The organism is Aquabacterium sp., from assembly GCF_016234775.1.
Taxonomy (GTDB): domain Bacteria; phylum Pseudomonadota; class Gammaproteobacteria; order Burkholderiales; family Burkholderiaceae_C; genus Aquabacterium.
In genome coordinates, this window is record NZ_JACRAH010000044.1 from 16,987 (window position 1) to 41,765 (window position 24,779).

A 24,779-nucleotide genomic window follows, 5' to 3' on the forward strand; every position below is an offset into this window, starting at 1 on the left:
CATGGGTATTCAGGGCCAACAGCCTGATCGAACGAGGCTCGGGCCCCGTCAGACCGCTGCTTGGTCCCGCTATTTACAGCTTGCCAATCAGGTTCGAGATGAACTTGACGAGATCGTTGATCTGCTTCCAGCTCACGGTCGTGGTGTTGCCGTTGGTGGTGAAAGTCAGACCACCAGTGGTGACACCGACTGTAGGCAGGGTGATGGCAGCGCCGCTCACGGCGTTCAGTTCTTGCACGGTCAAAGTACGCATAGCTCGTTCCAATGATGTTAGTGATAAAGGTGATGTGGCACTTGGCGATCAACACCTCGCATCCACCATGAAATGTTAGAAACCACACCTCTTCCCTCACGCAGGGCAAACCCCGTGCATTGCAAGACAAGTGTTCCGCAATGGCGCCATTTGCCTGCACCTGGCGCGATGAGATAAGGCCGCGACCTACAAGCCCTGGCGATAACCCGAAACTGTCGGGTACCCAACAGTGCTTAGCACGGCTGTTGTTTAACGACTGACTGAAAGGGCGCCCATCCCTGGAAAGTCCCAGCAGGAGTTACCCTCACAAACGGTCAGCAAAGGCAGTCAATGGCCCATTCCGGTAATGACATTTCCGGCCAAACACCAACAATGTGCGTCCATTGAACACACCCCATCCTCACTCGGATCTGCGCGCATCACATGGTCATCGACGGTCGCTTTCATCGCACAGTAGGTGTGGCCTATGTTCGGCTCATGCTCAGCTATCTGCGCAGCCTGGGCATCGATCCCGCTCAGGTGTATGACGCAGACGCCCTGGCGCGCATCGAACACGCCGATCCGATGGCGCGCTACGCCTTGAGCGAATGGCGCGACACGATGGACCGCGCCCAGGCCTGCACGGGCCAGCGGGACCTCATCCCCAGCATGTCCCAGCATTTCCAGCCCTGGCATGCTGGTGTGGTCGGCCTGACCGTGATGACCAGCCGCACGATCTACCACCTGGGTTGCGCGCTGACTCGCTTTCACCACCTGCTCAACGATGTGCACCGGGTCGAACTGGGCATCGAAGGCGAACGCTTCTATCTGCGCCTGGATCAGGTCACACCAGAGGCATCGGATCGGCTGGCTCGACTGTCATTGACGGCCTGGGGGCAGAACCTGCGCTCGCTCACGGGGCGGCACGATCTGCGCTTCGATGGCCTCTTCACCGGCCCGGCCCCACAGGACATCACGCCCTATCAGCGCCTCTTCGGCGGCACCGTGCAGTTCGAACAGGCAGAGAACTCGATGTGGGGCCCGCTGCCCTATATCCACCTGCCACTCATCCCTCAGGACACCTTCGTGCACAGCATGCTGCATGACCAGGCCCGGGAACAACTGGAAACCATGGCCCAAGGTGCCAGCCGTTTCGTGGCCAGGCTGGAAGCCCTGGTGAAGAAGCACCTTGACCAGGGCGAGGCCACGCTGGACATGCTGGCCGCCGACCTGAACATGCCTGCACGCACCTTGCAGCGCCGCCTGGACGGCCTGGACCTGAGCTTTCGCAAACTGGTAGAGCGGGTGCGCAAGATGCAGGCGATCGGCTATTTGCAGGACACGCGCATGCCCCTGTCGGAGATCGCCGCCACACTGGGCTTTGCCAACCAGGGCAGCTTCAACCGCGCCTTCAAGCGCTGGACGGGCCGCTCACCCGGCGAGTACCGCCATGGCCCCAAGCGAGGCGAACCTGCCGACGCGGAGCCCCAGGCAGATCTGGCCTGACGCCAAACCCATCCTGGCAGGTGCTTCAGTCCGGCAGGCGCTTCAAGCATCCACCACGGCTTGCCGATAGTCCGAAGGCTTGGCCCCCGTCCACTTCTTGAAGGCCCGGTAAAACGCAGCCGGCTCGGCAAAACCCAGGTCGATGGCGATGTCTTCGATGCTGCGGCGGCTGTCTTGCAGGCGCGTGATGGCCATGTCGCGCCGCAGATCGTCCTTGAGCGACTGGTAGCTGTGGCCCTCTTCCTTCAAACGGCGCCGCAAAGTGGCCTCGGTGAAGTGCAGCTCGGTGCACAGCACGGCCAGATCGGGCCATGACCCCGGCGGCTGTTCACGCAGACGGCGCCGGATGCGGGCGGCCAGGCTCTTGGGGTTGCGGTACTTGACCAGGAAGTTGTCCGGCACATCCTTGAAGAAGGACTTGAGCGTGCTGGCGTTCTGCACGATGGGCAGTTGCAGATCGACCGCACGCAGGCACAGGCGCGTCTGCTGGGCATCGAACTCAAGCTGCTCGCAAAACAGCACGCGGTACTCGGGCGATGCGTCCGGCTCGGGGCAGCGGAACGCGCCTTCGGTGAGTTGCAGGCGCCGCCCGGTCAACCAGCAGGCCAGGCCATAGACCATGATCAGAAAGGTCGCGTAAGCGAACAGACGCTGGGGCCCTTGCCGGTCATGCAGTTGCAGCACGGCCTGGTCGCCTTCCACCTCCAGGGAACCGTGCATGTCATCCAGCACCAGGCGCATGAACCTGAAGATGCGCTTGAGCGCCTGGCCCAGGGTGTGGGCATCCAGCACGCTGTGGCACATGAGCACATAGGTGCCCTGGCGGGCGGGGTGGCTGTCCAGGCCGAAGAACTCGTCGTCCAGCTCGCGGGCGATGTCGCGCCACAAGGCGCCGAACTGCGCAGGCGACACCCTCGACAGCGGCTCGCTCACAAACGCCGCCGGGATGCCCGCGCGCTGCAGAAAGCCGTCCACCGCCAGGCCACGCGCCTGCACGCAGCGCAGCGCCTCCTGCACGAAGTGGATGGAGATGGTGCCGCGTTCGGGCTTCATGCCGGGCTCCTTCGCGAGACGGCTGCGCCCCAAGGGATTGCACCGAGTGACTGGCGGGAACGTGCAGCGATATTGACGGATTTGGGCATCGAAAACAGGGCGGCGTCTGCCTAGGATCGGTTCAAGGCGCCGAGCGCCCAGCCATCAACCTTACCCAAGCCACCGAGAGAGACAAACCATGCAAGTATCCGACAGTGTCTTCCTGATCACCGGCGGGGCGTCCGGCCTGGGTGCCGCCACCGCGCAGATGGCCTTGCAGGCGGGCGCCCGTGTGGTAATCGCCGATCTGGCCGAGCCACGTGAAGGTACGTTTGCCCCTTCGGAGAACCTGGTCTACGTCAAGACCAATGTGTGCGATGAAGACAGCGGTCAGGCCGCCGTGCAGACCGCTTTGCAGCGCTTTGGCCGCCTGGATGTGCTGGTCAACGCCGCCGGCATCGGCCCTGCCGAAAAAATCCACGGCAAGAACGGCCCGCATCGGCTGGATTCCTTCACCCGCACCATCCAGGTCAACCTGATCGGCACCTTCAACATGATGCGCCTGGCCGTGCCGGCGATGATCACCTCGGGCGCGCCGGGCAATGCGAGCGATGCCACCGTCTCGCAGGGCGTGATCATCAACACGGCCTCCGTGGCGGCCTTTGACGGCCAGATCGGGCAGGCGGCCTACGCGGCCTCCAAGGGCGGCGTGGTGGCCATGACCCTGCCAGCCGCACGTGAGCTGGCGCGTGACCGCGTGCGCGTCATGACCATCGCCCCCGGCATCTTCGAGACCCCCATGCTGCTGGGCCTGCCCCAAGAGGTGCAGGACTCGCTGGGCCGCTCGGTGCCCCACCCTTCGCGCCTGGGCAAGCCCGCCGAATTCGCCGCGCTGGTGCGCAGCATCGTGGACAACGAGTACCTCAATGGCGAAGTGATCCGCATTGATGGCGGCATCCGCATGGCGGCCAAATAGGCACGTGGCCTGACACGACACCAACCCGCCACGCCAACCTGAACCACGCTATCCAACCGAAAGCCTTTGATGAGCACCATGGATGCCCTACTGAGCGATGACCAGCGCATGGTGCGCGATGCCGCACGCACCTTTGCCCAGGCCGAACTGGCGCCACACGCCGCCCAATGGGATCAGGACGGGCAGCTGCCCGCGTCCGTCGTCAAGCAGATGGGCGAGCTGGGTCTGCTCGGCATGCTGGTGCCGGCCGAACTGGGCGGCACACGCTCTGACGACCTGAGCTACGCCCTGGCCCTGGAAGAAGTGGCCGTGGGCTGCGCCTCGTGTGCCACCTTGATGAGCGTGCACAACTCGGTGGGCTGCGTGCCCATCCTCAAGTTCGGCACGCCCGCCCAGCAACAGCAATGGCTGCCCAAGCTGGCCACGGGCGAGATCATCGGCGCCTTCTGCCTGACCGAGCCGCAATCGGGCTCCGAAGCCGATGCCATGAAGACCCGCGCCGTGTTGGAAGACGACGGCTGGGTGCTCAACGGCAGCAAGCAGTTCACCACCAATGGCGAGCGCGCCGGCATGGCCATCGTGTTTGCGGTGACCGATCCCGAGCTGGGCAAGAAGGGCCTGTCGGCCTTCATCGTGGACACGGCCACCCCCGGCTTCACGGTGGCGCGCAAGGAAAACAAGATGGGCATCCGCGCGTCGGACACCTGCGCCATCACGCTGGACAACTGCCGCGTGCCGGCTTCCAACATGCTGGGCCGGCGTGGTGAGGGCCTGAAGATCGCCTTGTCCAACCTGGAAGGCGGGCGCATCGGCATCGCGGCACAGGCCGTGGGCATTGCGCGCGCCGCGCTGGAAGCAGCCAAGGCCTATGCCGCCGAGCGCGTGCAGTTCGGCAAGACCATCGATCAGCACCAGGCCATCGCCCACATGCTGGCCGACATGCACACCCGCCTCAACGCGGCCCGCCTGCTGGTGCACCACGCCGCCCGCCTGCGCACGGCTGGCGTGCCCTGCATCTCCGAAGCATCACAAGCCAAGCTGTTTGCCTCCGAGACGGCCGAGTGGGTCTGCTCCAAGGCCGTGCAGATCCATGGTGGCTACGGCTTCCTGGAGGACTACCCCGTGGCCCGCCACTACCGCGACGCCCGCATCACCCAGATCTACGAAGGCACCAGCGAGATCCAGAAGATCGTCATCGCACGCCACATCTGATCGTCACCACACACATACCGAGGCAGACACCCATGAGCATCACCCCCGCCCTGTACGGCAATACCGATGGCACACATACCGTGCGCCTGTTGATCAACGGCGAGTTCACGGATTCCGCTTCCACCGAGCGCCGCCCCATCGTCAACCCCGCCACGCAGGAGGTGCTGGCCCAGGTGCCCTTTGCCACGGCCGACGAAGTCAACGCCGCGGTGGCCTCAGCCAAAGCCGCCTTCAAGACCTGGAAGAGCACGCCGCTGGCGGCCCGCATGCGCATCATGCTGCGCTTTCAGGCGCTGCTGCGCGAGAACCTGCCGCGCATCGCCGCCGTGCTCACCAACGAGCAGGGCAAGACCCTGGCCGATGCCGAAGGCGACATCATCCGCGGCCTGGAAGTGGTGGAACACGCCTGCTCGATCGGCAGCCTGCAGATGGGCGAGTTCGCCGAAAACGTGGCCGGTGGCGTGGACACCTACACGCTGCGCCAGCCCATCGGCGTGTGTGCGGGCATCACGCCCTTCAACTTCCCCGCCATGATCCCGCTGTGGATGTTCCCCATGGCCATCGTGTGCGGCAACACCTTCGTGCTCAAGCCCTCCGAGCAGGATCCCATGTCCACGATGGAACTGGTGGCGCTGGCCCTGCAAGCCGGTGTGCCTGCTGGCGTGCTCAATGTGGTGCACGGCGGCAAGGACGTGGTGGACGCCATCTGCACGCACCCTGATATCGTGGCCGTGTCCTTCGTGGGCTCGACCGAAGTCGGCACGCACGTCTACAACCTGGCCGGCCAGCATGGCAAGCGCGTGCAGTCCATGATGGGCGCCAAGAACCACGCGGTGATCATGCCGGACGCCAACAAGGAGCACACGCTCAACGCCCTGGTGGGCGCGGCCTTCGGTGCCGCCGGCCAGCGTTGCATGGCCACCTCGGTGGGCGTGTTCGTGGGCGCCGCCAAGGACTGGCTGCCCGATGTGGTGGCGCGCGCCAGGCTGCTCAAGGTCAATGCCGGTGTGCAGCCTGGCACCGATGTGGGCCCGGTGATCTCGCCACGCGCCAAGGCCCGTGTGAAGTCGCTGATCGACAGTGGTGTAGCCGAAGGCGCCGAGTTGCTGCTCGATGGCCGCGGCATCAGCGTACCGGGCTATGAGCGCGGCAACTTCGTGGGCCCGACCGTGTTTGGTGGCGTCAAGACCGACATGCAGATCTACACGCAGGAGATCTTCGGCCCCGTGCTGATCACACTGAACGTCGACACGCTGGACGAAGCCATCGCCCTCATCAACGCCAACCCCTTTGGCAACGGCGTGGGCCTGTTCACGCAAAGCGGGGCCGCGGCGCGCAAGTTCCAGAGCGAGATCGATGTGGGCCAGGTCGGCATCAACGTGCCCATCCCCGTGCCCGTGCCCTTCTTCAGCTTCACGGGCTCACGCGGCTCCAAGCTGGGTGACCTGGGTCCCTATGGCAAGCAGGTCGTGCAGTTCTATACGCAGACCAAGACCGTGACGGCCCGCTGGTTCGATGACAGCACCGTCAACACGGGCGTCAACACCACCATCAGCCTGCGCTGAGCTGCATTGAACTGAACTGCCGAGGAGAACACCACATGAACATCGCCTTCATCGGATTGGGCAATATGGGTGGCCCCATGGCCCGCAACCTCGTCAAGGCCGGCCACGCCGTGACCGTGTTCGATCTGAACCAGGAGGCCGTGGCCTCACTGGTCAGCGAAGGCGCGCGCACGGCGGGCACCCCGGCCGAGGCTGCACGCGAAGCCAGCTTCGTGCTGACCATGTTGCCTGCGGCCGCCCACGTGGAGGCGGTGCTCACCGGCCCGCAGGGTGTGCTCACCGGTGTACCCAAGGGCGTGCCCATCGTGGACTGCAGCACCATCGACCCGGCCACCGCACGCCGGCTGGCCGAGAAGGCCGCAGCACACGGCAACCCCTTTGCCGATGCGCCCGTGTCAGGCGGTACAGGCGGTGCGGCTGCCGGTACGCTGACCTTCATGGTCGGTGCCGATGAGGCCTTGTTCAAGCAGGCGCAAACCGTGCTGCAGGCCATGGGCAAGAACATCGTGCACTGCGGTGGGGTAGGCACGGGCCAGGTGGCCAAGATCTGCAACAACCTGCTGCTGGCCATCTCGATGATCGGTGTGTCCGAAGCGATGTCTCTCGGTGCCTCGCTGGGCATCGACCCCCAGGTGCTGGCCGGCATCATCAACACCTCATCGGGCCGTTGCTGGAGCGCCGACACCTACAACCCCTATCCCGGCATCATCGAGACGGCCCCCGCTTCGCGTGGCTACACAGGTGGCTTTGGCGTCGATCTGATGCTCAAGGATCTGGGGCTGGCCACGGATGCTGCCAAAGGCGTGAAGCACCCGCTGATGCTGGGCGCACTGGCCCAACAGCTCTATCAGATGTGGAGCCAGCAAGGCCAGGGCAAGCTGGACTTCTCGTCCATCATCCAGCTGTACGAACCACCACAGTAAGGCCCCTGCCGTCGTCATGGCCATGTGACTTTTGGACAATGCCCACTGGCGATGCGCCCGACATAATGCGCCGCATCGTCGGGCCATTTGGCGCGACTCCACACAAGCACGGGATCGCATCATGGCACTGACCATCTGGGGTATGAAACGCACGGACAAGATGGGCGTCATGGACAGTGACGACTTCCTCGCCTTCGTGGTGAGCAAGGTTGGCCAGGGCAGCGTCACCTGGGTCAAGAACGTCAACAAGGCCTTTGAAGCCATCTCCAACCACGTTGGCGAAACCGGCGCCAATGACAAGTTCCCCTACAAGGGCTCAGGCGTGTGCCACGTGTCGGAAGGCAAGCGCAGCAGCAGCGAAGGCGTGAGCGTGTTCTTCACGGCCAAGGGTGGCCAGCTGGCCAACGTCATCGGCATCGGCTATCACATCGGCTCGTCGTCTTACAAGCTGGAGTGGCAGATGGATGGGTGGGAAACCCAGAGCAAGGACATCACCCTCTGATTCACACCGGGCTGGGGCTCAGTTCGCCTGCAGCCCCCACGCCCAGTACCTCCACCACGCGGCGGATATAGGCTTCGAAGTCGGCCACCGGCACGGGCTTGCTGTAAAGGTAGCCCTGGAAGTGGTGGCAGCCGATCGAGGTGAGGAAGTTGCGCTGGCCTTCGGTCTCCACGCCTTCGGCGATCACCTCCAGGCCCAGGTTCTGGCCCAGGCTGACCACGGTGTTGGCAATGGCCGCATCGTTGGCGTTGCTCAGCAGGTCGCGCACAAAGGCCTGGTCGATCTTGAGCTGGTCCAGCGGCAGGCGCTTGAGGTAGGCCAGCGATGAAAAGCCGGTGCCGAAGTCATCCAGCGAGAAGCTCACACCGCGCTCGCGCAGCGCTTCCATCTTGCCGATGATGTCATCCAGGTCATTGGCCAGCATGCTCTCGGTCAGCTCCAGCTTGAGCCGGCTGGGATCAATGCCACAACGCTCGATGATGTTGGACACCTCAGCCACAAAATCCGGTTGGCGAAACTGCCTGGCACTCACGTTGACCGACACCTTCAGGGCGGCCGTGGCCGGGTTGCGCGCCCAGATGGCCAGCTGGGTGCAGGCCTGGCGCATCACCCACTCGCCCAGAGGCAGGATCAGGCCCGTCTGCTCGGCCAGCGGAATGAAGTCACCCGGTGGCACCATGCCATGGCGGGGATGCTTCCAGCGCACCAGGGCCTCGGCGCCGATCACGCGGCCATCCACGCTGACTTGCGGCTGGTAGTAGAGAACAAACTGGCCCTCGACCAGCGCCGTGCGCAGGTCGTTTTCCAAGGTATTTCGAGCGCTCACATCCGACTGCATCACCTGCAAGGCCATGTAGAGCGTCGCCATGGCAAAGAAGTTATTGCCCCAGGCGTTCATGGCCCTGAGGTCATCAGGCTGCACATAGGCGGTCAGGATGCCCACGCCCGGCAGATCGAACAAAGCGTAGGCTACAAAGCAAGTGCCCGTCACCCCATGACGCAACCACAGGCTGTTGCCGCGCAAGAGCATGAACGCACAGGCGCCCAACGCCGGAAAGAGGTGATGGGTCGAACGTGGTACGTCGGGTGACGGGATGTCCAGCAGGAGGCAAATGCCCACCAAGGCTGCAAACACCGTGGCCAGCACGATCAGGCCTGCTTCATGCACCCTGCCCCGACGAGCGATCACGATGCCCAGCACACCGGTGAAGGCCAGGCCTACTTCAACCGGCACCGCCAACCACTGATCACGGATGGCAAACACGACGGCCCATCCCAGGCTACCTGTGATGAGGAAACCGCAACCGATCAGCACCATCAATTCGATACGGCGTTGATGCTTGGCACTCGGACTGCGCCACACACTGGTGCTGCCCTGTTGACTTGACGACCCCTTGGATTGACCCTGCGGCGGCGACATGGCTGGATGATGGATGACTGCTTTTGGTCAACCCAGTATCAAGCAGTGCCCTGGCAGCTCATAGCCAATTTGCCCGGATTGACCCGCTCACTGTCATGCTGCACAACAAAGCCGTGAAACTGGTCACGCCTCAGTGCTTCCCCGCCCTAGGGAGAACACCAAGAGCCCACCGCGACCTCACCGTCGTTTGGGCAACCAGGCCATCTCCATGTAACCCGTGATCGGCGTCTGGCCTTGCGCGTCTTCAATCGTCACCGGCACCTTGAGACTGCCCTTGGGCTCGGTGCCGATGGCACGCGTTTCCTCTGGCGTCAGCCTGGCCGTGGCCCGGATGCTGCCCTTGTTGGGCTTGCGCAATTCGACATGGATCGTCTTGACTACGACGATGGCACTGTCGGGCACATGCTGCCCAACCAACAAGCCGCTGGCGTACTCGGCCGCCAGGGTGGCCGCCACCGCATGGATGCCACCCACGTGATTTCGGACACGCCGTTTGAGCATGATGCCCACGGTCACCTGGTGTTGATCGAGGGTCAAAATCCGACAACGGTTGGTACGGAAGTAGGGCGTGAACAAGCCAAAGCCAAACCCCACCAGGCGCAGGCGCAAGGGCTCGGGCCAGCGCGCCAGGCGGGCCAGCATGCGGGCGAAGTTGTTGGGTTTGTACTCAGTGGTCGCGGCGCTGGTCATGTGCTGGCGGGAGATGGGTGTCGGGCGAGGTCTGCCGCCAGGCGGTCAAGGTTTTGCTCGTTGGCGGGCACCACGATATGGCGAATGGCTTGCGCCACCGCGGCATCGGCAAACGCCTGATCCCAGTAAAGCAAGGTGCCTGACGATGCAGGCGCCAACCTGATGGTGAGTTGAAACTGCGGCGCGCACACGTGCTGGATCACCACTTGCCTGTCGGGCTCGATGCTGGCGAAGACGGCCTCGTTGGGATAGGTCTTGCCATCAGGGCCGATCATGTCGAAGACCCATCGGCCGCCCGGCTTGAACTCGAAGACATCGAAGCGGTTGGAGAAACCGTCCGGACCCCACCACCTGGCAAGTCGTTCGGCATCCTTGATCGCGGCAAACACCTCAGCTGGCGCCTGCGCAAATGCCCTTGTCGTGCTGAACGTGGTCATGGAGCCTCCTTGCCATTTCACTGTTTGATCATGAAGGCCGATGTCAGCCGCCGTCATCAAGATAACACCCGGACGCAGGGCACCGATCACTGCACCGTCTTGACCAGTTGCCCGGGCTTGGGATCGACGCTGCCTTCGCCGTACGCGCCATTGATGAGCTTGAGGCGGGCCTCCTGCTGGCTCAACAGCGATGTGGAACGTGCCAGCTCGGCAAAGCCACCACGCGGGAAGGCCACGGACTTGAGCGCCCATGGCCTGGCTGCGACCCGATCTGCCGCCGTGAGCGCGCGGAAGGAGCCTTCGGCTTCCTGAATCGGCGCTGCGTTGCGCTGCAAGGTGGCGGCGTCTTTGGCTGCGTATTGCATGAGGTACTGATGCCCGCCTGGCCCCGTGGCGATGGTCAGGGTCACATTCTTGCTCTGTCCCTGGCTGTTGCGCACAGCCCCTACGAAGTGCAGTGCGGTGAGCCCGTTGAGGTTGCGCTTCTCCGTGCGACCCTCGCTGGGCTTGACCACGTTGCGGATGACCTCTTCTGGCGTGCTGCCTGCCTTGTCGGGCACGAGCCTGACGATCAAACCGGCATCGCCAGCGTCATTGACCAGCGTGATGGCTTGCGGTGCGTTCTGGATGCGCCAACCATGGGGCGCCGTCAGCGCAATGCCCAGCCCCTCGTGATAGAACTGCCGCCCTCTGGTGACACCCTGCTCGCGGCTGTCACCAAAGGTCACGCCCTCCAGGGTCTTGAGATAGCGCACATGCTCGTCGTCTGCATAGCGCCCGCCATAACCCGCCGCGATCTGTTCGATGTCGGCCAGGCGTTTGTCGTTACTGGGGTGAGAGGCCAGCCAGTTAGCGCCGGAAGGCACTGGTTTGCCTTCGGCCTTGGCCGTGTCCGCCGCAAAACGCTCCTGGTTCTTGAGCACCTTGATGACATCGACCATGTTCTGGGGGTTGTACTGGTTACGCGCCAGGTACTCCGCGCCCAACTCGTCAGCCTGGGACTCCTGCTCGCGACTGTAAGAAGCGATGTAGCCCGCAGCAGCCGTTTGCGACACCTGGCTGGCCAGCTCGGTGGCACGGCTGATACCCTTGGCTTCCAGCACCGCGCCCAGCACCGTGGCGGCCAGCACGCCCAGGCCGGCGGTCTGCTGCCGAGTCGCACGTTGCGCACCATGACGGGCACACACATGCCCGATCTCGTGTCCCAGCACACCGGCCAGTTCGGCTTCGCTGTCCAGGTAGGCCATGATGCCGCGGGTGATGTAGACATACCCGCCAGGCAAGGCAAAGGCATTGATCTCCTGGCTGTCGAGCACCGTGAACGTCCAGGTCAGCTGAGGCCGGTGCGATTGCGCGGCAAGCTTCTGGCCAACGCCGTTGACATAGTCCTGCACCTTGGGGTTGGCATAGACCCCGTATTCCTTGAGGATCTCCTGATGCTGCTTCTGCCCGGTGGCGATCTCGGCCGATTCGTCCATGGCCGACATTTCGGCCTCACCCGTCACGGGGTTGACCACTGAAGTGCCGCAGGCCGTCAGCATCAAGGTCAGCGCCAAGGCTGATGTCATGCGGTTCAGGCGCATCACGAAAGCTCCTTCAGTTCAGGGTTGGGCACACCAGCGTTGCCACATGGCACGCAAGGCTGCCTCGAAATGGGTGGCAAAAGCCGCCGCATCAAACAGGGGAGAGGCCAACACCCGCTGGCGAAGGCCTGCCCGGCAAGCCGCCAGGGCCTGCAGATCCGCTGCATGGGCCACCGCCTTGGCCACGTAGTCATCGGCATCCTGGGCGACCCAATCCGGCAGGCCCGCATTCATCATCAAGCCCACACCTTGTCGTGACACCAGCCGATCACCCGCCAGCGTGAGCACGGGCACGCCCATCCACAAACTCTCGACGCTGGTCGTGCCACCCGTGAACGGGAAGGGGTCCAGGCTGATGTCGACCGTCTGGTAGGCACGCAGGTACGTCAGGCGATCAGATCGGCCATGCAGATCCAGACGATCCGCACCCACACCCTGGGCCGCGAAAGCCGCCAACACCGTGGATCGTACCGATGCATCGTCAAGCTGCTCCGCCTTCAGCATCAGGCGGCTGCCCGGCACAGCATGCAGGACCCGCGCCCACAATGCCACCACCGCGACATTCATCTTGGTGAGGTTGTTGAAGCATGCAAAGGTGACATGGCCGCTTCGTGAGGCCGGAAGGGGCGTCACAGGCACATCCACATCGGGCGCCGTGAAGCACCAGCGAGTCTGCGGCAAACGCCAGAGTTGCTCGGTGAAATGCGCTTGTGTCGATTCGGGTGCCGTCCAGGGATCAGCCAGAACATAGTCGATCCCGGCCACGCCCGTGGTGGCGAAGTAGCCCAGCCAGCTCACTTGAACAGGCGCGGGCTTCCAGGCAAATATCGGCAGGCGGTTATGTGCGGTGTGCCCAGACAGATCGATCAGGATGTCGATGCCATCGGCCCGGATGCGTTGGGCCAGGGCTTCATCCGACAGGCCGACGGTCAGGCACCAGCCTTGGCACGCGGCGCGGATGCGATCGCTCCAGGCATCGTGTCGAACCTGGGTGGCATACGCCAACACCTGAATGCGCTCACCGGCCTGCGCCTTCAAGGCCTCCAGCACACTCTCCACGAAATAGCCTACCGGGTGCTGGCACAGGTCACCGGAGACCAGGCCCACGCGCAAAGGCCGATCAGGGTCACGGGCTTGGGGGCAGTCGCAGTAGGGGCGCGCCAGCGCCGCCACGCAATCCCCGTAGCGATGGGCCAGCGCCAGCAAGGCCTGCGGTGCCTGTCCAGACAGGTAGTTGCTGGTGAACAGCAGATTGCCCAGTGCCTCGGTGTAATCGGGCCGGATGGCCAGGGCACGCTGGTAGCACTCCAGTGCCTCATCCAGCCTGCCCAGGTCCTTCAATGCATTGCCCAGATTGTTATGGGCATCCGCCAGATCAGGACGGATGGACAGGGCACGCTGGTAACTGCTCAAAGCTTCGTCATAGTGCCCAAGGTCCTTGAGTACATTGCCCAGGTTGTTGTGCACCTCGGCCAGGTTCGGCTGCAAGGCCAGGGCACGGCGGTAACTCGCTTGCGCATCGTCATGGCGGCCCAGCAACTCCAGCACCACCCCCAGATTGCCGTGGGCTTCAGCATGCTCCGGCTGCAGGGCGATGGCCTGTTGGTAGGCCTGGATGGCTCGCGCCGATTGACCAAGGTCCTTGTAGACATTGGCCAGGTTGTAATGGGCATCGACGAAGCCCGGCAACAAGGCCAGCGCCTGCTCGAATGCGCCGGCCGCCTGATCGAGTTGCTGAAGGTCCTTGAGCGCGAGGCCCAGGTTGTAGTGCCCCGCTGCGTAGTCTGGTCGAATCTCGATGGCGCGCTGGTAACTGGCGGCCGCGTCGGCGAGACGGCCTTGCGCCTTCTGGACATTGCCCAGATTGCTGCGAGCCTCCACATCGGTCGGCAAGAGGGACACGGCGCGCTCCAAGGCGTGCAAGCCATCCTTGTTCTGAACCAGCAAGGCGGTGCCCAGCACCTTCCATACAAAGCCGGATGCCGGATACAACTGGCTCAACTGGCGGGCCCGGCTTTCCAGCTCGGCATACTGACCCGCATTGAACAAGGCAATCAAATGGGCGCCATCGGCTGGTGGCAGCTGTTGTGGTGCAGCTTGCCTGCTCATGACTGAACCCACCGCAGCCACATGCCGCGCAACGCCACCTGGAGGTGGGCTGCAAACCGTGCGGCATCGAACAAGGGCGATGCCATCACTTGCGCACGCAAACGAGCACGCAATGCAGCCAGCGCCGTGATGTCGCCCGCATGGGCCACGGCCTTCGCCACATAGTCATCCTGATCGGATGCGACCCAGTCTGGCAGGCCGGCATTCACCATCAGGCCCACGCCCTGCCGCGCAATCATGCGCTCACCCGCCAACGTCAACACAGGCACGCCCATCCACAGGCTTTCGGCGCTCGTGGTGCCGCCGGTATACGGGAAAGGGTCCAGCGCGATGTCAATCTGTTGATAGGCACTCAGGTAGTCAGCCCGCGGTGAACGGCCCTGAAGCTGCACACGCTGAGGATCCAGCCCATGCACGGCAAATCGTGCGTGCATGCGCTGACACTCGGCCGCATCGGCCAGTTGATCGGCCTTGAGAATGAGCTGGCTGCCGGGCACCGCTTGCAGCACCCTGGCCCACACCTTGATGACATCGTCGTTCACCTTGGTGAGGTTGTTGAAACAACCAAAGGTGACATGGCCCTGACGCTCTGCCGGCAAGGGCGATATGGCTGCATCAACCTGTGGCGCAGTGAAACACATGCGCGTTTCGGGCAGTCGCCAGATCTGCTCGGTGAAATGGGCATCTTCGGAAGTGGGCAAGGTCCAGGGATCAGCCAGGAGCCAATCAATGGCACCCACCCCGGTTGTAGCAACATACCCCAACCAACTCACCTGCACCGGTGCGGGCTTCCAGGCGAACATGGGCAGACGATTGAGCCCTGTGTGACCAGACAGGTCAACCAGGATATCGATGGCATCGCTGCGAATGCGCTGCGCCAGCACCTGGTCCGACATGTCGCTCACATCGCACCAGCCCGCACTGCAAGCCCGAATGCGTTGCGTGACGTCGTCCACATGGCGGTTGTTGGCGTACACCAGCACATCGAGGCGATCGGACTCATGGTCGGCGATGGCCGCCATCACGCCTTCGAGAAAAAAGCCGACGGGATGCGCGATCAAATCACCGGACACCAGGCCGATGCGCAGTTTGCGTTGGGCGTCCTTCAGGTTGGGCCAACTGGTGAAGGGTTGAGCCATGCCTGCAACAAGCGAACCGTAGGCTCGCGCCTCGGCCAGCATGACATCCGGCGACGAACCAGGCAGATAGTTGCGCGCAAACAGCACGTTGCCGCAAGCCTCCACATAGTCCGGTTTGCACGCCCAGGCCTGACGGTAAGCAGCCAGCGCCTCGTCCAGCCGGCCGAGATCCTTCAAGGCATTGCCCAGATTGTTGTGCGCCTCGGCAAAGCCAGGCGACAACCTCAATGCCTCACGATAGCTGTCTACGGCCTCGTTCAAGCGCCCCAGATCCCGGAGTGTGATGCCCAGGTTGAAATGGGCTGCCGCATAATCCGGGCGCAGTGAAATAGCCTGACGGTAGCTGGCCTCGGCTTCCGACAGGCGGTCGCAGGCCCGCAAGAGGTTGCCCAGATTGCTGTGCGCTTCGACATCCCCTGGCATCAAGGACACCGCCCTTTGCAGCGGCCCTATACCCTCGGCGTGTCGGCCCTGCATCAACAGGGCCGTGCCCAGCACCTTCCACACAAAGCCAGAGTTCGGATAGGTCAGCGACAGCTGCCGAGCACCGCTCTCCAGGTCGGCGTAGCGCCCAGCATTGAACAAAGCAATCAGCTGGCCCCCATCAGCCTGCGGCAGCACCTTGGGCGTGGATACCTGTGCAGGAACAGGCGGCTTGCTGAATATATGGGAAGGGGCCTTCCTCTTGTGCTTCATGGTGCGCCTGATGTCCACCTGATTGCGAAAAAAGGCGGCTCGAAAATCCTGATGTCGAAGCGTTTGACTTTATCAGATGCCTCTGGCGACCCTTCACAGCAAAAGCACTAGGCCATGCTGTGTGTGTTCTGCGCAGTGGGTCTCGCCGATCCCCTCAGGCCAGATGCTCATTCAACAGGGATCCATTGATCTTGCACCCACACGCTGTCTTGAGGCCGCCCTCCATTTCGTGCTCTTTCCGTAGGATGACCGAGCAACGCTGCAAGCAATGAAACCGTGTCGGCCAGGCTCCTAGAGGGCAATCGATTTTTGGTCAGGAAGGCCTGCCACTGCCGTGCCTTCGCGATGTCCTCGCTGAACTCACTCGTCAATGCAAGTGGGTGCCCTGAGGGTAGTGCTGTTGACCTGCGCGCAAAGGTGGCCGCGATGGCACCCGCAAGGGTTGCGCCATCCAACTCGGTCCGGCGAGCGATAACAGCGAGGTCGTAAAAGTCCTTCATGCGGCTGTTGGCCAGGCCCAGCATCACCATGGCCTGGTACTTTTCGGCGATGACCGTGTAGACCGGATAGACCCTCAGCGTTGGTGCTGGGAAGTCGTTCAGTAAAGTCGGAAAGACCACAGTCTGCGCCTCAGGCGTTACCGCGTCACCAAAGCCCACGTCGATTTGAAGCGAGCAGCGAGCCGAGCCTATATGGGCAACCAGGTTGATGCGCGTGCCGCCGTAATTGTTGTCTTCGCGGATCGCATCTGCGCGAACCGAGGCAAGGTCAAACACGATCCCGTCTTCCATGCTCATCGCGGCCACATCGCGAAAGACGGCAATCAGGTGTTCAGCGTCGTCCTGACCAGAACCAAGCAAATCGGCGTCACGGGTTGGGCGGTGCGGGTCGTCGTACCAGATGGCAAACAGCAGAGCGCCTTTCAGCAAGAAGTTGTCCGCGTAAGCTGAGGCGCTCAGGCGGCAAAGCAAGCGCTCCAAGGCAAAGCGGTTGAGTACCAGGTTGTAATCATCACCGCGTTGCTTTGCCAAGGTCAGCAAGCGGTCCAGGATAGATGCAGACAAATTGGCCATCACGCGACCACCGCCTCCAGGTAAGGCTGCATGACACGCTCAACGCGGTTGATCTTGGCAAAGTGACTCAGGTCGGCCATGCTTGCCTTCCGCTTGAGCCAGGCGTCTTTCAGCGCTTCCAAGGTAACATCAAGCCCGATTTTGTGGCGGAATTTGAAGCAGTCGGCCACGGTCTTGGCCACGCCGTACACGCGGATGGTGGCGCCGTACGCCGTGATGGTCTCAATGCCATCGCTGTAAGCCATGCCGCGCATGCGGGCGACGCGCAGTGGCGGGTAGCCCAGGGAGGGTGTTTGCGCACCCTCTGGCATGGCCAGCCAGACCTCGCGCGGCAACTGGGTGCCTATCTCATGGAATTGCAGCGCCGAAAGCAGGCACACGACCCCCTTGGGCACGCGCTGGCAGACCTCCATGAGGGTTTGATGCTCGTTGATTTCAGCATCTGGCAGGCTGTATAGGCCTCGGGCAACACGCTGTAGATGCCCCATCTGGTGCAGGCGGATCAGCAGTTGAGGTGACCAACCATGCGCGCGGACATCCACGGCACGCAGCAGGCGTTGCCGTTGAGCAAGCTCGAGGATTTGGTCAGATTGACTCATTTCGCCTGGAGTTTAATATGCGCATTACTTATTTACAAGTAATGAGAATTTCAAAACGAGTGCATTCATCTCGCTCATGACTGATCCCCAAGGCAGGACTGTCCAGAACCCTCATGGATTGTTTGAGCCGAAATCACTCACACCGGATACTGACCCCTGCCGTGCTCACCATGGCATGCCAGACGGTGCCGCCCAACCTGGCCAGTGCGTCGTCGCGGTCGGCGAAGTGGCGCTTCTTGCGCTCTTTCATGATGGTGTCGGCCACGGCATCGGAGACACCGGCCAGCGTCATCAACTGGGCCTTGCTGGCCACGTTGATGTTCATGGGCTTGCGCGCCACGCCACCCAGCGAATAGTGGTCGAGGTTGGTGTCGATCACGTTGGCCACGCTGGATTGCACCAGGGCCTTGCGGCTGCCGTCGTCGGCCACCTCGTGGGCCACACAGTTCACCGAGCTGGGCACATGGGCTTCGGCCGCGATGATCTTGGCAATCTGGTCAGCATCGGCCTTGGGTGTCCAGGATTTCTTGACCTTGTCGGCATCGGCCTGGCGCCCGGGCTGGCCGTAGCTCATCGTGACGGTAAGGTTGACGGTCTTCTTGTCGTTGAGCACGGCGTTCTTCACCGTGTTCTCGAAGGTGCGCAACATCGACACCGCACTGCGGTTGTTGGTGGCCTGGGTCAGCGGCGCCAGGTTCTGCCACTCGGCCCCCGTGCCGCCCAGGTTGTCGTTGAGCAGGTGCCCGCGCACGTAGTAGGTGCTGCCGCCATCCTTGCGTGAGGCCAGGGCTTCCCATTCGCCGCTGCTGGCAGAGGGGCCCGATCCCGCTTCGTGGTCTTCGGTGAGCTTTTCCACGCCCACGGTCACGCCAAACCCACCGGGACCGGTGCCGCCATAGATGGGGGGCGTGGACTTGCCCGCACCCGCCTTGCTCATGAACTGGACGGTCAACAAGGCCAGTTCACCCATCAGCGCATCGATGCCCTCGGCAGCCTTGGCCCCATCCGGCCCACCCTTGGCGGCCTTGGTCATGGCGTCGTTGAGCTTGTCCAGGGTGGCCAGGGCGCCAGCCTTGGCCTTTTCCTTGTCCTTGGCTTTGGGGTCGCTGTCCTTGATCTTCACCTTCTCCAGAGTCTTCTTGTACTCGGCCGGGTCCGAGGCCATCATCACGCGGCGTTGTGCGCCCTCGCCCTGGATGTAGAGGTTGTGGGATTCGTTGTCCACCTTCAAGGGCTTGCGGATGCCGGCCCAGTTGAGCACGCTTTGCACTCCGCTCTTGACGGCGCCCACCACACGGCGCGCCAGGCCCACGATCCAGCCGATCACGCGGTCGATAGCGGCATTGATGGGCGCACGCACACGCTCCACCACATTGCGGATGGCATCGCTGACACGGCCCAGGCCCATCAGGCGCGCCAGGAAGCTGATGGCCAGGGTGAGCAGGCCGGCCAGCGTGCTTTCCACCTTGTTGGCTGCTGCCCCGATCGAGCCCGCCGCGATAGCGGCGATGGAGTCGATCACCGCCATGGCCACCTGCGCGATCTGCTGCAGGCGCTCCACGAAGAACATGATGGTGTTGTAGATGGCGATGATGGCCTGGATGAAGGCGCCAGCCGGGTTGAGCATGCTCACCAGCTTGACGATGGCCGCCTCCACGATGTTGCGCGACACGAAGGCCATGATCTGCTCCATGACCATCTCGCGCAGATTGCCCAGGGTCTCCATCAACTGGCCCCAGGCCGCCGCCGGCCCGCCGCGCACCAGCGCCACCACGATGTCCACGCCCAACTCCATGGCGCGCACGGCGGTCTCGCTGGTGGCCTTGACGAGTTTTTCCCGAATGTTCGCCCAAGTCAGGCCCAGCACACTGGCCACGAACTTGAAGATCTCGACCAGGGTCAGGGCCTGCGGGATGTAGATGCCGGCGCCGCCCAGTGCCCCGGTGAGCCAGCCGATGATGGCGCCGCGCAGGTGCGTCAGGAAGCGTGACGCGAACTGGCGCAAGCCCGTCACCCCCGCCCGCACCAGGTTGCCGATGAAGCCGATCGGGTTGTTGAGGATGGTGCGCAAGGCGCCGCCTGCCCGCTTGAGGTAGACCAGCACATTGGGCGCCACCACCGAGAAGATGATCTCCAGCAGGTTCCAGGTGGTCTCGCCCGCCCAGGCGATGAACTGCCCCACGAAGCTGCCAAACACCCCGACGATGCGCGCAAAGGCACGCGGCACCAGGATGATGTCGGCCAGTTGCAACGAGGTAAACGCCGTGATGAACAGCTGCGGGATCTGGCGCACGAAGCCCATCAGGCCGGCCATCGCGGTCTGGAACCAGCTCATGGCTCGCCCGATGGCGTTGCCCTTCTGGATGTTGTCCCAGATGTCTTCCCGGCCGATCAGCTTCATGAAGCCGCCGATCAGGGTGGCGGGGGTGCGCGCCACGGCATCACCTGTCACCGGATCAAAGCCCAGCACGGCACACAGCAGGTCGTAGCCACGCGTGCCTTGCGCCAGGCCGGCGATGGGCCGCAGGATGGCATCCTTGATGAAGGTGATGATGCCGGTGATCAGGCCGCGCACGAAACTGAGCACGCGGTCGATCGGCTCGGTGACCAGGCGCACAGCCCTGTCCCACAGGCTGCCCAGGCTGAAGATGTCGCGCCAGCTCAGGCCATCCACGAAAGCGCGCACCGCCTGGCGGATGCTCTGGCCGATGCCCGCCAGCGTGGCGAGTTGCTGCATGGCCCAGTTGGCCACCTTGTCGACGATGCCATGGTTGTCCAGCGCCTGGGTGACCAGGGCGCCGCCGGGCAACAGTTCGATCAAGGCGCGCAGGATGTTGCCGGCGCTGCGGTCCACGTTCTGGCCGCTGATGGGGTTGAAGCCCAGGATCAGGGTCATCATCCGGAAGCCCGGGATGAAGTTGGCCTTGTCGGCGAAGTAGTCGATGGCATCGCTGACACCCAGACGCTGGATGCTGCTGCCGGGGTTGCTGCGCTCGGTCACGCGGGTGTCGACACTGCGCTGGATCTGGGCCTGCTTCTGTGGTGCCGCCCCCTGCTGGATGGTGTGCGTGAGTTCATGCGCGATCAGCTCGCGGCCTTCGCTGCTCTCGGGCTGGTAGGCGCCCTTGGCAAAGAAGATCTGGTTGCCGGTGGTGAAGGCGGCGGCATTGAGTTCGCGGCTCTTGGCGGCGGCCGCGTCATCGGTGTGGATGCGCACGCCCGAAAAATCTGCGCCAAAGCGAGGCTCCATGAAGCGGCGCACCGATACCGGCAAGGGTTGGCCACCACCACCGGACACCATGGGTGAAGCCGCCTGAGCAGGGGCGGCCTTGGCGGCAGCCGCCTGCCCTGCCCCCGCCACACCCTTGGCCCCGGGCACCGCGCCCGCAAAGCGTGCCGCTGTGGCCGATTGAGGCGCGGCCGGCATGCTCACCACCCGTTGTGCCACCCTGGCCGCTTCGCGCTCACCCGCATCCCCCGGCTGCGACACCGTCATGTTGGCCGGCACCTGCGGCCGCGTGGGGGCGGCGACCGGGCTGGGCGCCCGCACCGGCGCGGCCACAGCCTGACGGGTGTCAGGCGCGCGCTGGATGAGCTGGCGGGTGAGGGTGCTCATGGGCTTGCGCGGTCAGTTCGACCGGCCCTCCTTGAGCAGCTCGCGGCGCAGGCCTTCTTCCACATCATGGGCCTGCACGATGTGCTCGCCACGGCCCAGGGTGCGCAGACAGGCATAGCGCACCACGTTCATGATGGTGCCGCCAGAGATCTCGTGCTGCTGGGCCAGGCGAGGCAGGTCCACATCCGGCGCCAGTTGGGCCACGGGCGGGAAGGCCTCACGCCACAAACGCAGGCGCTCCGGTGCGCGCGGCAAGGCAAAGTGCACCACCGACTGGAAGCGCCGCAGGAAGGCGTCATCGATGTTGTGGCGCAGGTTGGAAGCCAGGATCACGACCCCGGCATAGTCCTCGATGCGTTGCAACAGGTAGCTGATTTCCTGGTTGGCATAGCGATCATGCGCATCCGACACGCTGGTGCGCTTGCCGAACAAGGCATCAGCCTCATCGAAGAACAAGATCCACTTGTGCTGCTCGGCGGCTTCGAACACGCGGGCCAGGTTCTTCTCGGTCTCACCGATGTACTTGGACACCACTTGCGAGAGATCCACCCGCCACACTTCGCGGCCGCAGCGCTGGCCCAGCAGGCTGGCCGACAGGGTCTTGCCCGTGCCCGATGGCCCATGGAACAGGCAGACATAACCCGGTGCGATGCGCCGGGCCATGCCCCATTCATGCAGCAAGGCCTGGCCATGGTTCAGCCACAGCCCGATGTCTTCGAGCTGCTCCAGCGCGGTCTGGGGCAGGACCAGATCCGACCAGGCCAATGCCGTGTCCACACGTTGGGCAGGCAGGCTTTGATCCGGGCGCGTCAGCAGGCTCATACCCGGTAGTGCCTGCGCCATGAAGCCGGGTACCAGGCTCAGCGCACCCGACAAGGGGCGCTCGCCTGGTGCTACGGGTGCGGCCACGGTGAGCACGCCCAGGCGCGCCAGACGCCCTTCCGGGGCCAACAGATGGATGGCCTGCAGGCGCTCGCTCATGTGGTCGCCCGCCAGCAGGAAGCAGGCTGTTTCACCCGTGGGTGCGCCCTGGGCATTCAGGCCAAACTCCGTGTAGGCGCGCTGTGTGACCTCGTTGCGCGTGCTCAGCACATCCAGCAACTGCGGGCGCAACTGGTGGGCCACGGCCAGGATCAGCAACAGGCGTTCGGTGTCTTCCAGCTCCAGCTGGTGCACGGCACGGCTGTAGGGGCAGTCCTTGTCCTGCAAGGCGGGCGCGGGTCTGCTTTGAGGCAAGGCCGGCGACGAAGGGGGCTTGCCAAAGTAGTGCTCGAGCCTGTCCTGCAGGCAAGTGGCCAGCCATTCCAGCTCGGCTTCCAGCGTGCGCGCGGCGGCGCCGCTCAGGGTACTCAAGGTGCTCATGGCCTGGTCTCGATTCATGACGCACTCCATTCGACATGCATGGGCCGGTCCATCCAGGGCAGCTTCACCATGCTCAGGCCCCAGGGCAGGCTGCCCAGCAGCATGTCAAAGGCAGCCGGCTGCACACGCAGCTGCCAGGCACGGTCCAGTGGCTCGATCCAACCCGCACGCTGCAGGAAGCTCTGGCGCAGGCCTTCCACACTGGTGCCCTTGAGCGCAGACCAGTGGCCCAGCACGGCTTGCAGCAGCGCAGCGGCCTCCTCACTTTCATGCGGCAGCAAGGCGGGCAGGCCGTGGCTCAGCGCCTCATGTTCGCCACGCCCCAGCAGCAGCTTGATCAGGCCCAGATCACACTCCAGCGCCTCGGTGGCATCGCCCATGGCCAGCCAGTGCAGCACCGCGGCGGCACGTGGCCACAGGGCGTCTGCGATCGGGCCACGCTGGCCTGTGGGGTACAGACCCAGCACGTTGAAGCAACGTGGCAGGTAGGGGTGGAGCAGCACCAGGCCTGCCTGAGCGATGAGGTGCCCCTGGCTGATGACCGGTTCGCGGATGGGCCTTGCCGCTGGGCGAATGAGATCGGTGTTTAGTGTGGACGTGGCCACTGGCGTTGGGCTAGTGGCTGTGGCCCCACGCCGGGTTGAGCCATCAGGTACATGCCGCTGCGCCTTGCTTGATTCATGCTCGCCCACGGAGCCAACGCCCTGTTCCGACGACATCAACGCCTCATGCGATGCCGATGCGGCCACGCCGGCAGCAGCCAACCCTTGTGTCAACGAGGCGCTGATCTGCTGCTGACAGGTTTTCCAGGCGTCATGGACGGGCCCTTGTTCGACCCACCCCGCCGCCCAGGACAGCGCGGCCTCGCCCCACGCCTGCAGCGCTGCATCAGACATGCCCTCAACACCGGCCTGCTGCCAATCCAGCCAGAGGGCCAAGGCGTGCAGCTGATCGGAGGAAGCCCCTCGAACCGCTTGCATCAAGGCGATCAGGCTGGTGCGAATCGAACGCCCATCCGATTGCCCTGAAACGCCTGCATCACGCCCACGGGTGGCAACCGAAGCAGCCAGGCCCCAGCCATGGCGCTGGATCACCCCCTGCCTCTGCGATTCGTTCAAGAGGCTCAACCAACGGCACAGAGCGCCCAGTCGATCAGGCAGTGGTGCACCATCTGGCCAGGCCTCGGGCCACATGCCCAGTTCTACCCAATGCACAGCCGCCTCACGCAGTTGCCGCCGTGCCTGATCAACGGGTAGACCGGCCAGCATCCAGTCCATCTGGCCGGTGCGCAGGTAGTGCATCAGCTGGGCCTGCAGATGGGGCAAGGTGGCAGCCGGTGTCGCGCCATGAACAGGGTCAGGTGCGGATACAGGTGTTGGAACGACCGCATCTTTCTGATGGGCGTGACGGTCTGACACGGCTGAAGAGCCCAGCTCTGGCGCGGCCTCCACCGATGCGCGGCCCGCCGTGTCACTCACGGCGCCTGTCTTGCTCGCAGCGAGCAGACCACCCGGATCACCCACGGTGCCCAGGCTGCCAGCGCTGACCTCCGCGGCCAGCCAACGCTGCCAATGCACCAAGGCAGCCTCGTCAACCCGCCACTGTCGCCCATCGAGTATCAGGTCCGCCGAACCCTGCATCCGACCACGCCAGGCCACATCCAGGCATTGCTGCAACCTTTGCGGCGCATGTTGCTTCAAGGCCAGCAGCGCGCACAGCAAGGCGCCGCGTTCACCGAAGGGCATGGCACCGATGTGGTCGCCCGCTTGAGCAGCAGCGGCTTGCATGGCCCATGGCAAGGGCTGCATCTCGGCCGCCGCTTGCTGCAAGGCGTGCGCAAGGGCTGAACCCAACTCCTGCATCAGGGCTTGCGGCGAGGCCTGGGCAGGCAAGCGCAGCTGCACTTCCAGCCGATCCAGATAGCGCACGGCCTCCCCCATGCCATGTGCATCGAAGGCCTGCTGCAAGGCGGCCTCCACATCCGGCATCAGCTCACGCAGCATCGTGCGCATGCCCATGGCCGCGTCTGCACCAGGGGTGCGGACCTGCCAGCGCAAGCGGCGGATACGGTGTGCAAGTTCAGCCATGGTTCAGTTCACCTGGCGGG

At 63.9% G+C, this 24,779-nt stretch carries 19 protein-coding genes; 6 read left to right on the forward strand and 13 right to left on the reverse strand.

Annotated elements, in window-relative coordinates; genetic code table 11:
* Positions 1 to 73: 73 nt before the first annotated feature.
* A complete protein-coding gene (locus HY836_RS13595) occupies positions 74 to 253 on the reverse strand; it encodes a hypothetical protein (RefSeq protein ID WP_290676695.1) in 180 nt (59 codons plus the stop codon).
* 423 nt (positions 254 to 676) lie between these two features.
* On the opposite strand from HY836_RS13595, the gene HY836_RS13600 reads away from it, so the two are divergent.
* On the forward strand, positions 677 to 1,738 hold the full coding sequence (locus HY836_RS13600; protein WP_290676696.1) for an AraC family transcriptional regulator: 1,062 nt from the start codon (positions 677 to 679) through the stop codon (positions 1,736 to 1,738).
* Between the two features lie 42 nt (positions 1,739 to 1,780).
* Here the strand turns inward: HY836_RS13600 and HY836_RS13605 are convergent, their stop codons facing one another.
* Positions 1,781 to 2,791 carry an AraC family transcriptional regulator gene (locus HY836_RS13605; protein WP_290676697.1) on the reverse strand — a complete coding sequence of 337 codons (1,011 nt, stop codon included), beginning with the start codon at positions 2,789 to 2,791 and terminating at the stop codon, positions 1,781 to 1,783.
* A 178-nt stretch (positions 2,792 to 2,969) separates the two neighbouring features.
* Between HY836_RS13605 and HY836_RS13610 the strand changes: the two genes are divergently transcribed.
* From HY836_RS13610 to HY836_RS13630, 5 genes are all read left to right on the forward strand, one after another.
* Positions 2,970 to 3,746: an SDR family NAD(P)-dependent oxidoreductase gene (locus tag HY836_RS13610; protein WP_290676698.1), complete on the forward strand. Its 777-nt coding sequence runs from the start codon at positions 2,970 to 2,972 to the stop codon at positions 3,744 to 3,746.
* A gap of 78 nt (positions 3,747 to 3,824) precedes the next feature.
* Positions 3,825 to 4,958 carry an acyl-CoA dehydrogenase family protein gene (locus HY836_RS13615; RefSeq protein ID WP_290676699.1) on the forward strand — a complete coding sequence of 378 codons (1,134 nt, stop codon included), beginning with the start codon at positions 3,825 to 3,827 and terminating at the stop codon, positions 4,956 to 4,958.
* A 32-nt stretch (positions 4,959 to 4,990) separates the two neighbouring features.
* On the forward strand, positions 4,991 to 6,523 hold the full coding sequence (locus HY836_RS13620) for a CoA-acylating methylmalonate-semialdehyde dehydrogenase (RefSeq protein WP_290676701.1): 1,533 nt from the start codon (positions 4,991 to 4,993) through the stop codon (positions 6,521 to 6,523).
* A 35-nt stretch (positions 6,524 to 6,558) separates the two neighbouring features.
* Positions 6,559 to 7,446, forward strand: a complete 888-nt coding sequence (gene mmsB / locus HY836_RS13625) for a 3-hydroxyisobutyrate dehydrogenase (RefSeq protein WP_290676702.1) — start codon at positions 6,559 to 6,561, stop codon at positions 7,444 to 7,446.
* A 121-nt stretch (positions 7,447 to 7,567) separates the two neighbouring features.
* Positions 7,568 to 7,948, forward strand: a complete 381-nt coding sequence (locus tag HY836_RS13630; RefSeq protein ID WP_290676704.1) for a hypothetical protein — start codon at positions 7,568 to 7,570, stop codon at positions 7,946 to 7,948.
* A 1-nt stretch (position 7,949) separates the two neighbouring features.
* Here the strand turns inward: HY836_RS13630 and HY836_RS19015 are convergent, their stop codons facing one another.
* The 11 genes from HY836_RS19015 to HY836_RS13685 form a co-directional block, all read right to left on the reverse strand.
* Entirely contained in the window at positions 7,950 to 9,368 is a 1,419-nt protein-coding gene (locus HY836_RS19015; protein WP_367114704.1) for a putative bifunctional diguanylate cyclase/phosphodiesterase, read from the reverse strand.
* A 177-nt stretch (positions 9,369 to 9,545) separates the two neighbouring features.
* A complete protein-coding gene (locus HY836_RS13640; protein WP_290676706.1) occupies positions 9,546 to 10,058 on the reverse strand; it encodes a DUF4442 domain-containing protein in 513 nt (170 codons plus the stop codon).
* A complete protein-coding gene (locus tag HY836_RS13645; RefSeq protein ID WP_290676707.1) occupies positions 10,055 to 10,495 on the reverse strand; it encodes an SRPBCC domain-containing protein in 441 nt (146 codons plus the stop codon). Before HY836_RS13645 ends, HY836_RS13640 begins: the two co-directional genes overlap by 4 nt.
* An 86-nt stretch (positions 10,496 to 10,581) precedes the next feature.
* Positions 10,582 to 12,078 carry a M48 family metalloprotease gene (locus HY836_RS13650; RefSeq protein WP_290676709.1) on the reverse strand — a complete coding sequence of 499 codons (1,497 nt, stop codon included), beginning with the start codon at positions 12,076 to 12,078 and terminating at the stop codon, positions 10,582 to 10,584.
* A gap of 18 nt (positions 12,079 to 12,096) precedes the next feature.
* On the reverse strand, positions 12,097 to 14,187 hold the full coding sequence (locus HY836_RS13655; protein ID WP_290676711.1) for a glycosyltransferase family 41 protein: 2,091 nt from the start codon (positions 14,185 to 14,187) through the stop codon (positions 12,097 to 12,099).
* On the reverse strand, positions 14,184 to 16,022 hold the full coding sequence (locus tag HY836_RS13660) for a tetratricopeptide repeat protein (RefSeq protein WP_290676713.1): 1,839 nt from the start codon (positions 16,020 to 16,022) through the stop codon (positions 14,184 to 14,186). Before HY836_RS13660 ends, HY836_RS13655 begins: the two co-directional genes overlap by 4 nt.
* 167 nt (positions 16,023 to 16,189) lie before the next feature.
* Positions 16,190 to 17,098, reverse strand: a complete 909-nt coding sequence (locus tag HY836_RS13665; RefSeq protein WP_290676714.1) for a nucleotidyl transferase AbiEii/AbiGii toxin family protein — start codon at positions 17,096 to 17,098, stop codon at positions 16,190 to 16,192.
* Positions 17,095 to 17,694 (reverse strand): type IV toxin-antitoxin system AbiEi family antitoxin domain-containing protein, encoded by a 600-nt coding sequence (locus HY836_RS13670; protein ID WP_290676716.1) that lies wholly within the window; start codon positions 17,692 to 17,694, stop codon positions 17,095 to 17,097. Before HY836_RS13670 ends, HY836_RS13665 begins: the two co-directional genes overlap by 4 nt.
* A 133-nt stretch (positions 17,695 to 17,827) precedes the next feature.
* Positions 17,828 to 21,310, reverse strand: coding sequence for a DUF4157 domain-containing protein (locus tag HY836_RS13675; protein ID WP_290676718.1), 3,483 nt, complete (start codon positions 21,308 to 21,310; stop codon positions 17,828 to 17,830).
* Between the two features lie 12 nt (positions 21,311 to 21,322).
* Positions 21,323 to 22,690 (reverse strand): AAA family ATPase, encoded by a 1,368-nt coding sequence (locus tag HY836_RS13680; protein WP_290676720.1) that lies wholly within the window; start codon positions 22,688 to 22,690, stop codon positions 21,323 to 21,325.
* A complete protein-coding gene (locus HY836_RS13685) occupies positions 22,687 to 24,759 on the reverse strand; it encodes a contractile injection system tape measure protein (RefSeq protein WP_290676722.1) in 2,073 nt (690 codons plus the stop codon). The genes HY836_RS13680 and HY836_RS13685 overlap by 4 nt, the downstream gene beginning before the upstream one ends.
* Between the last annotated feature and the right edge of the window lie 20 nt (positions 24,760 to 24,779).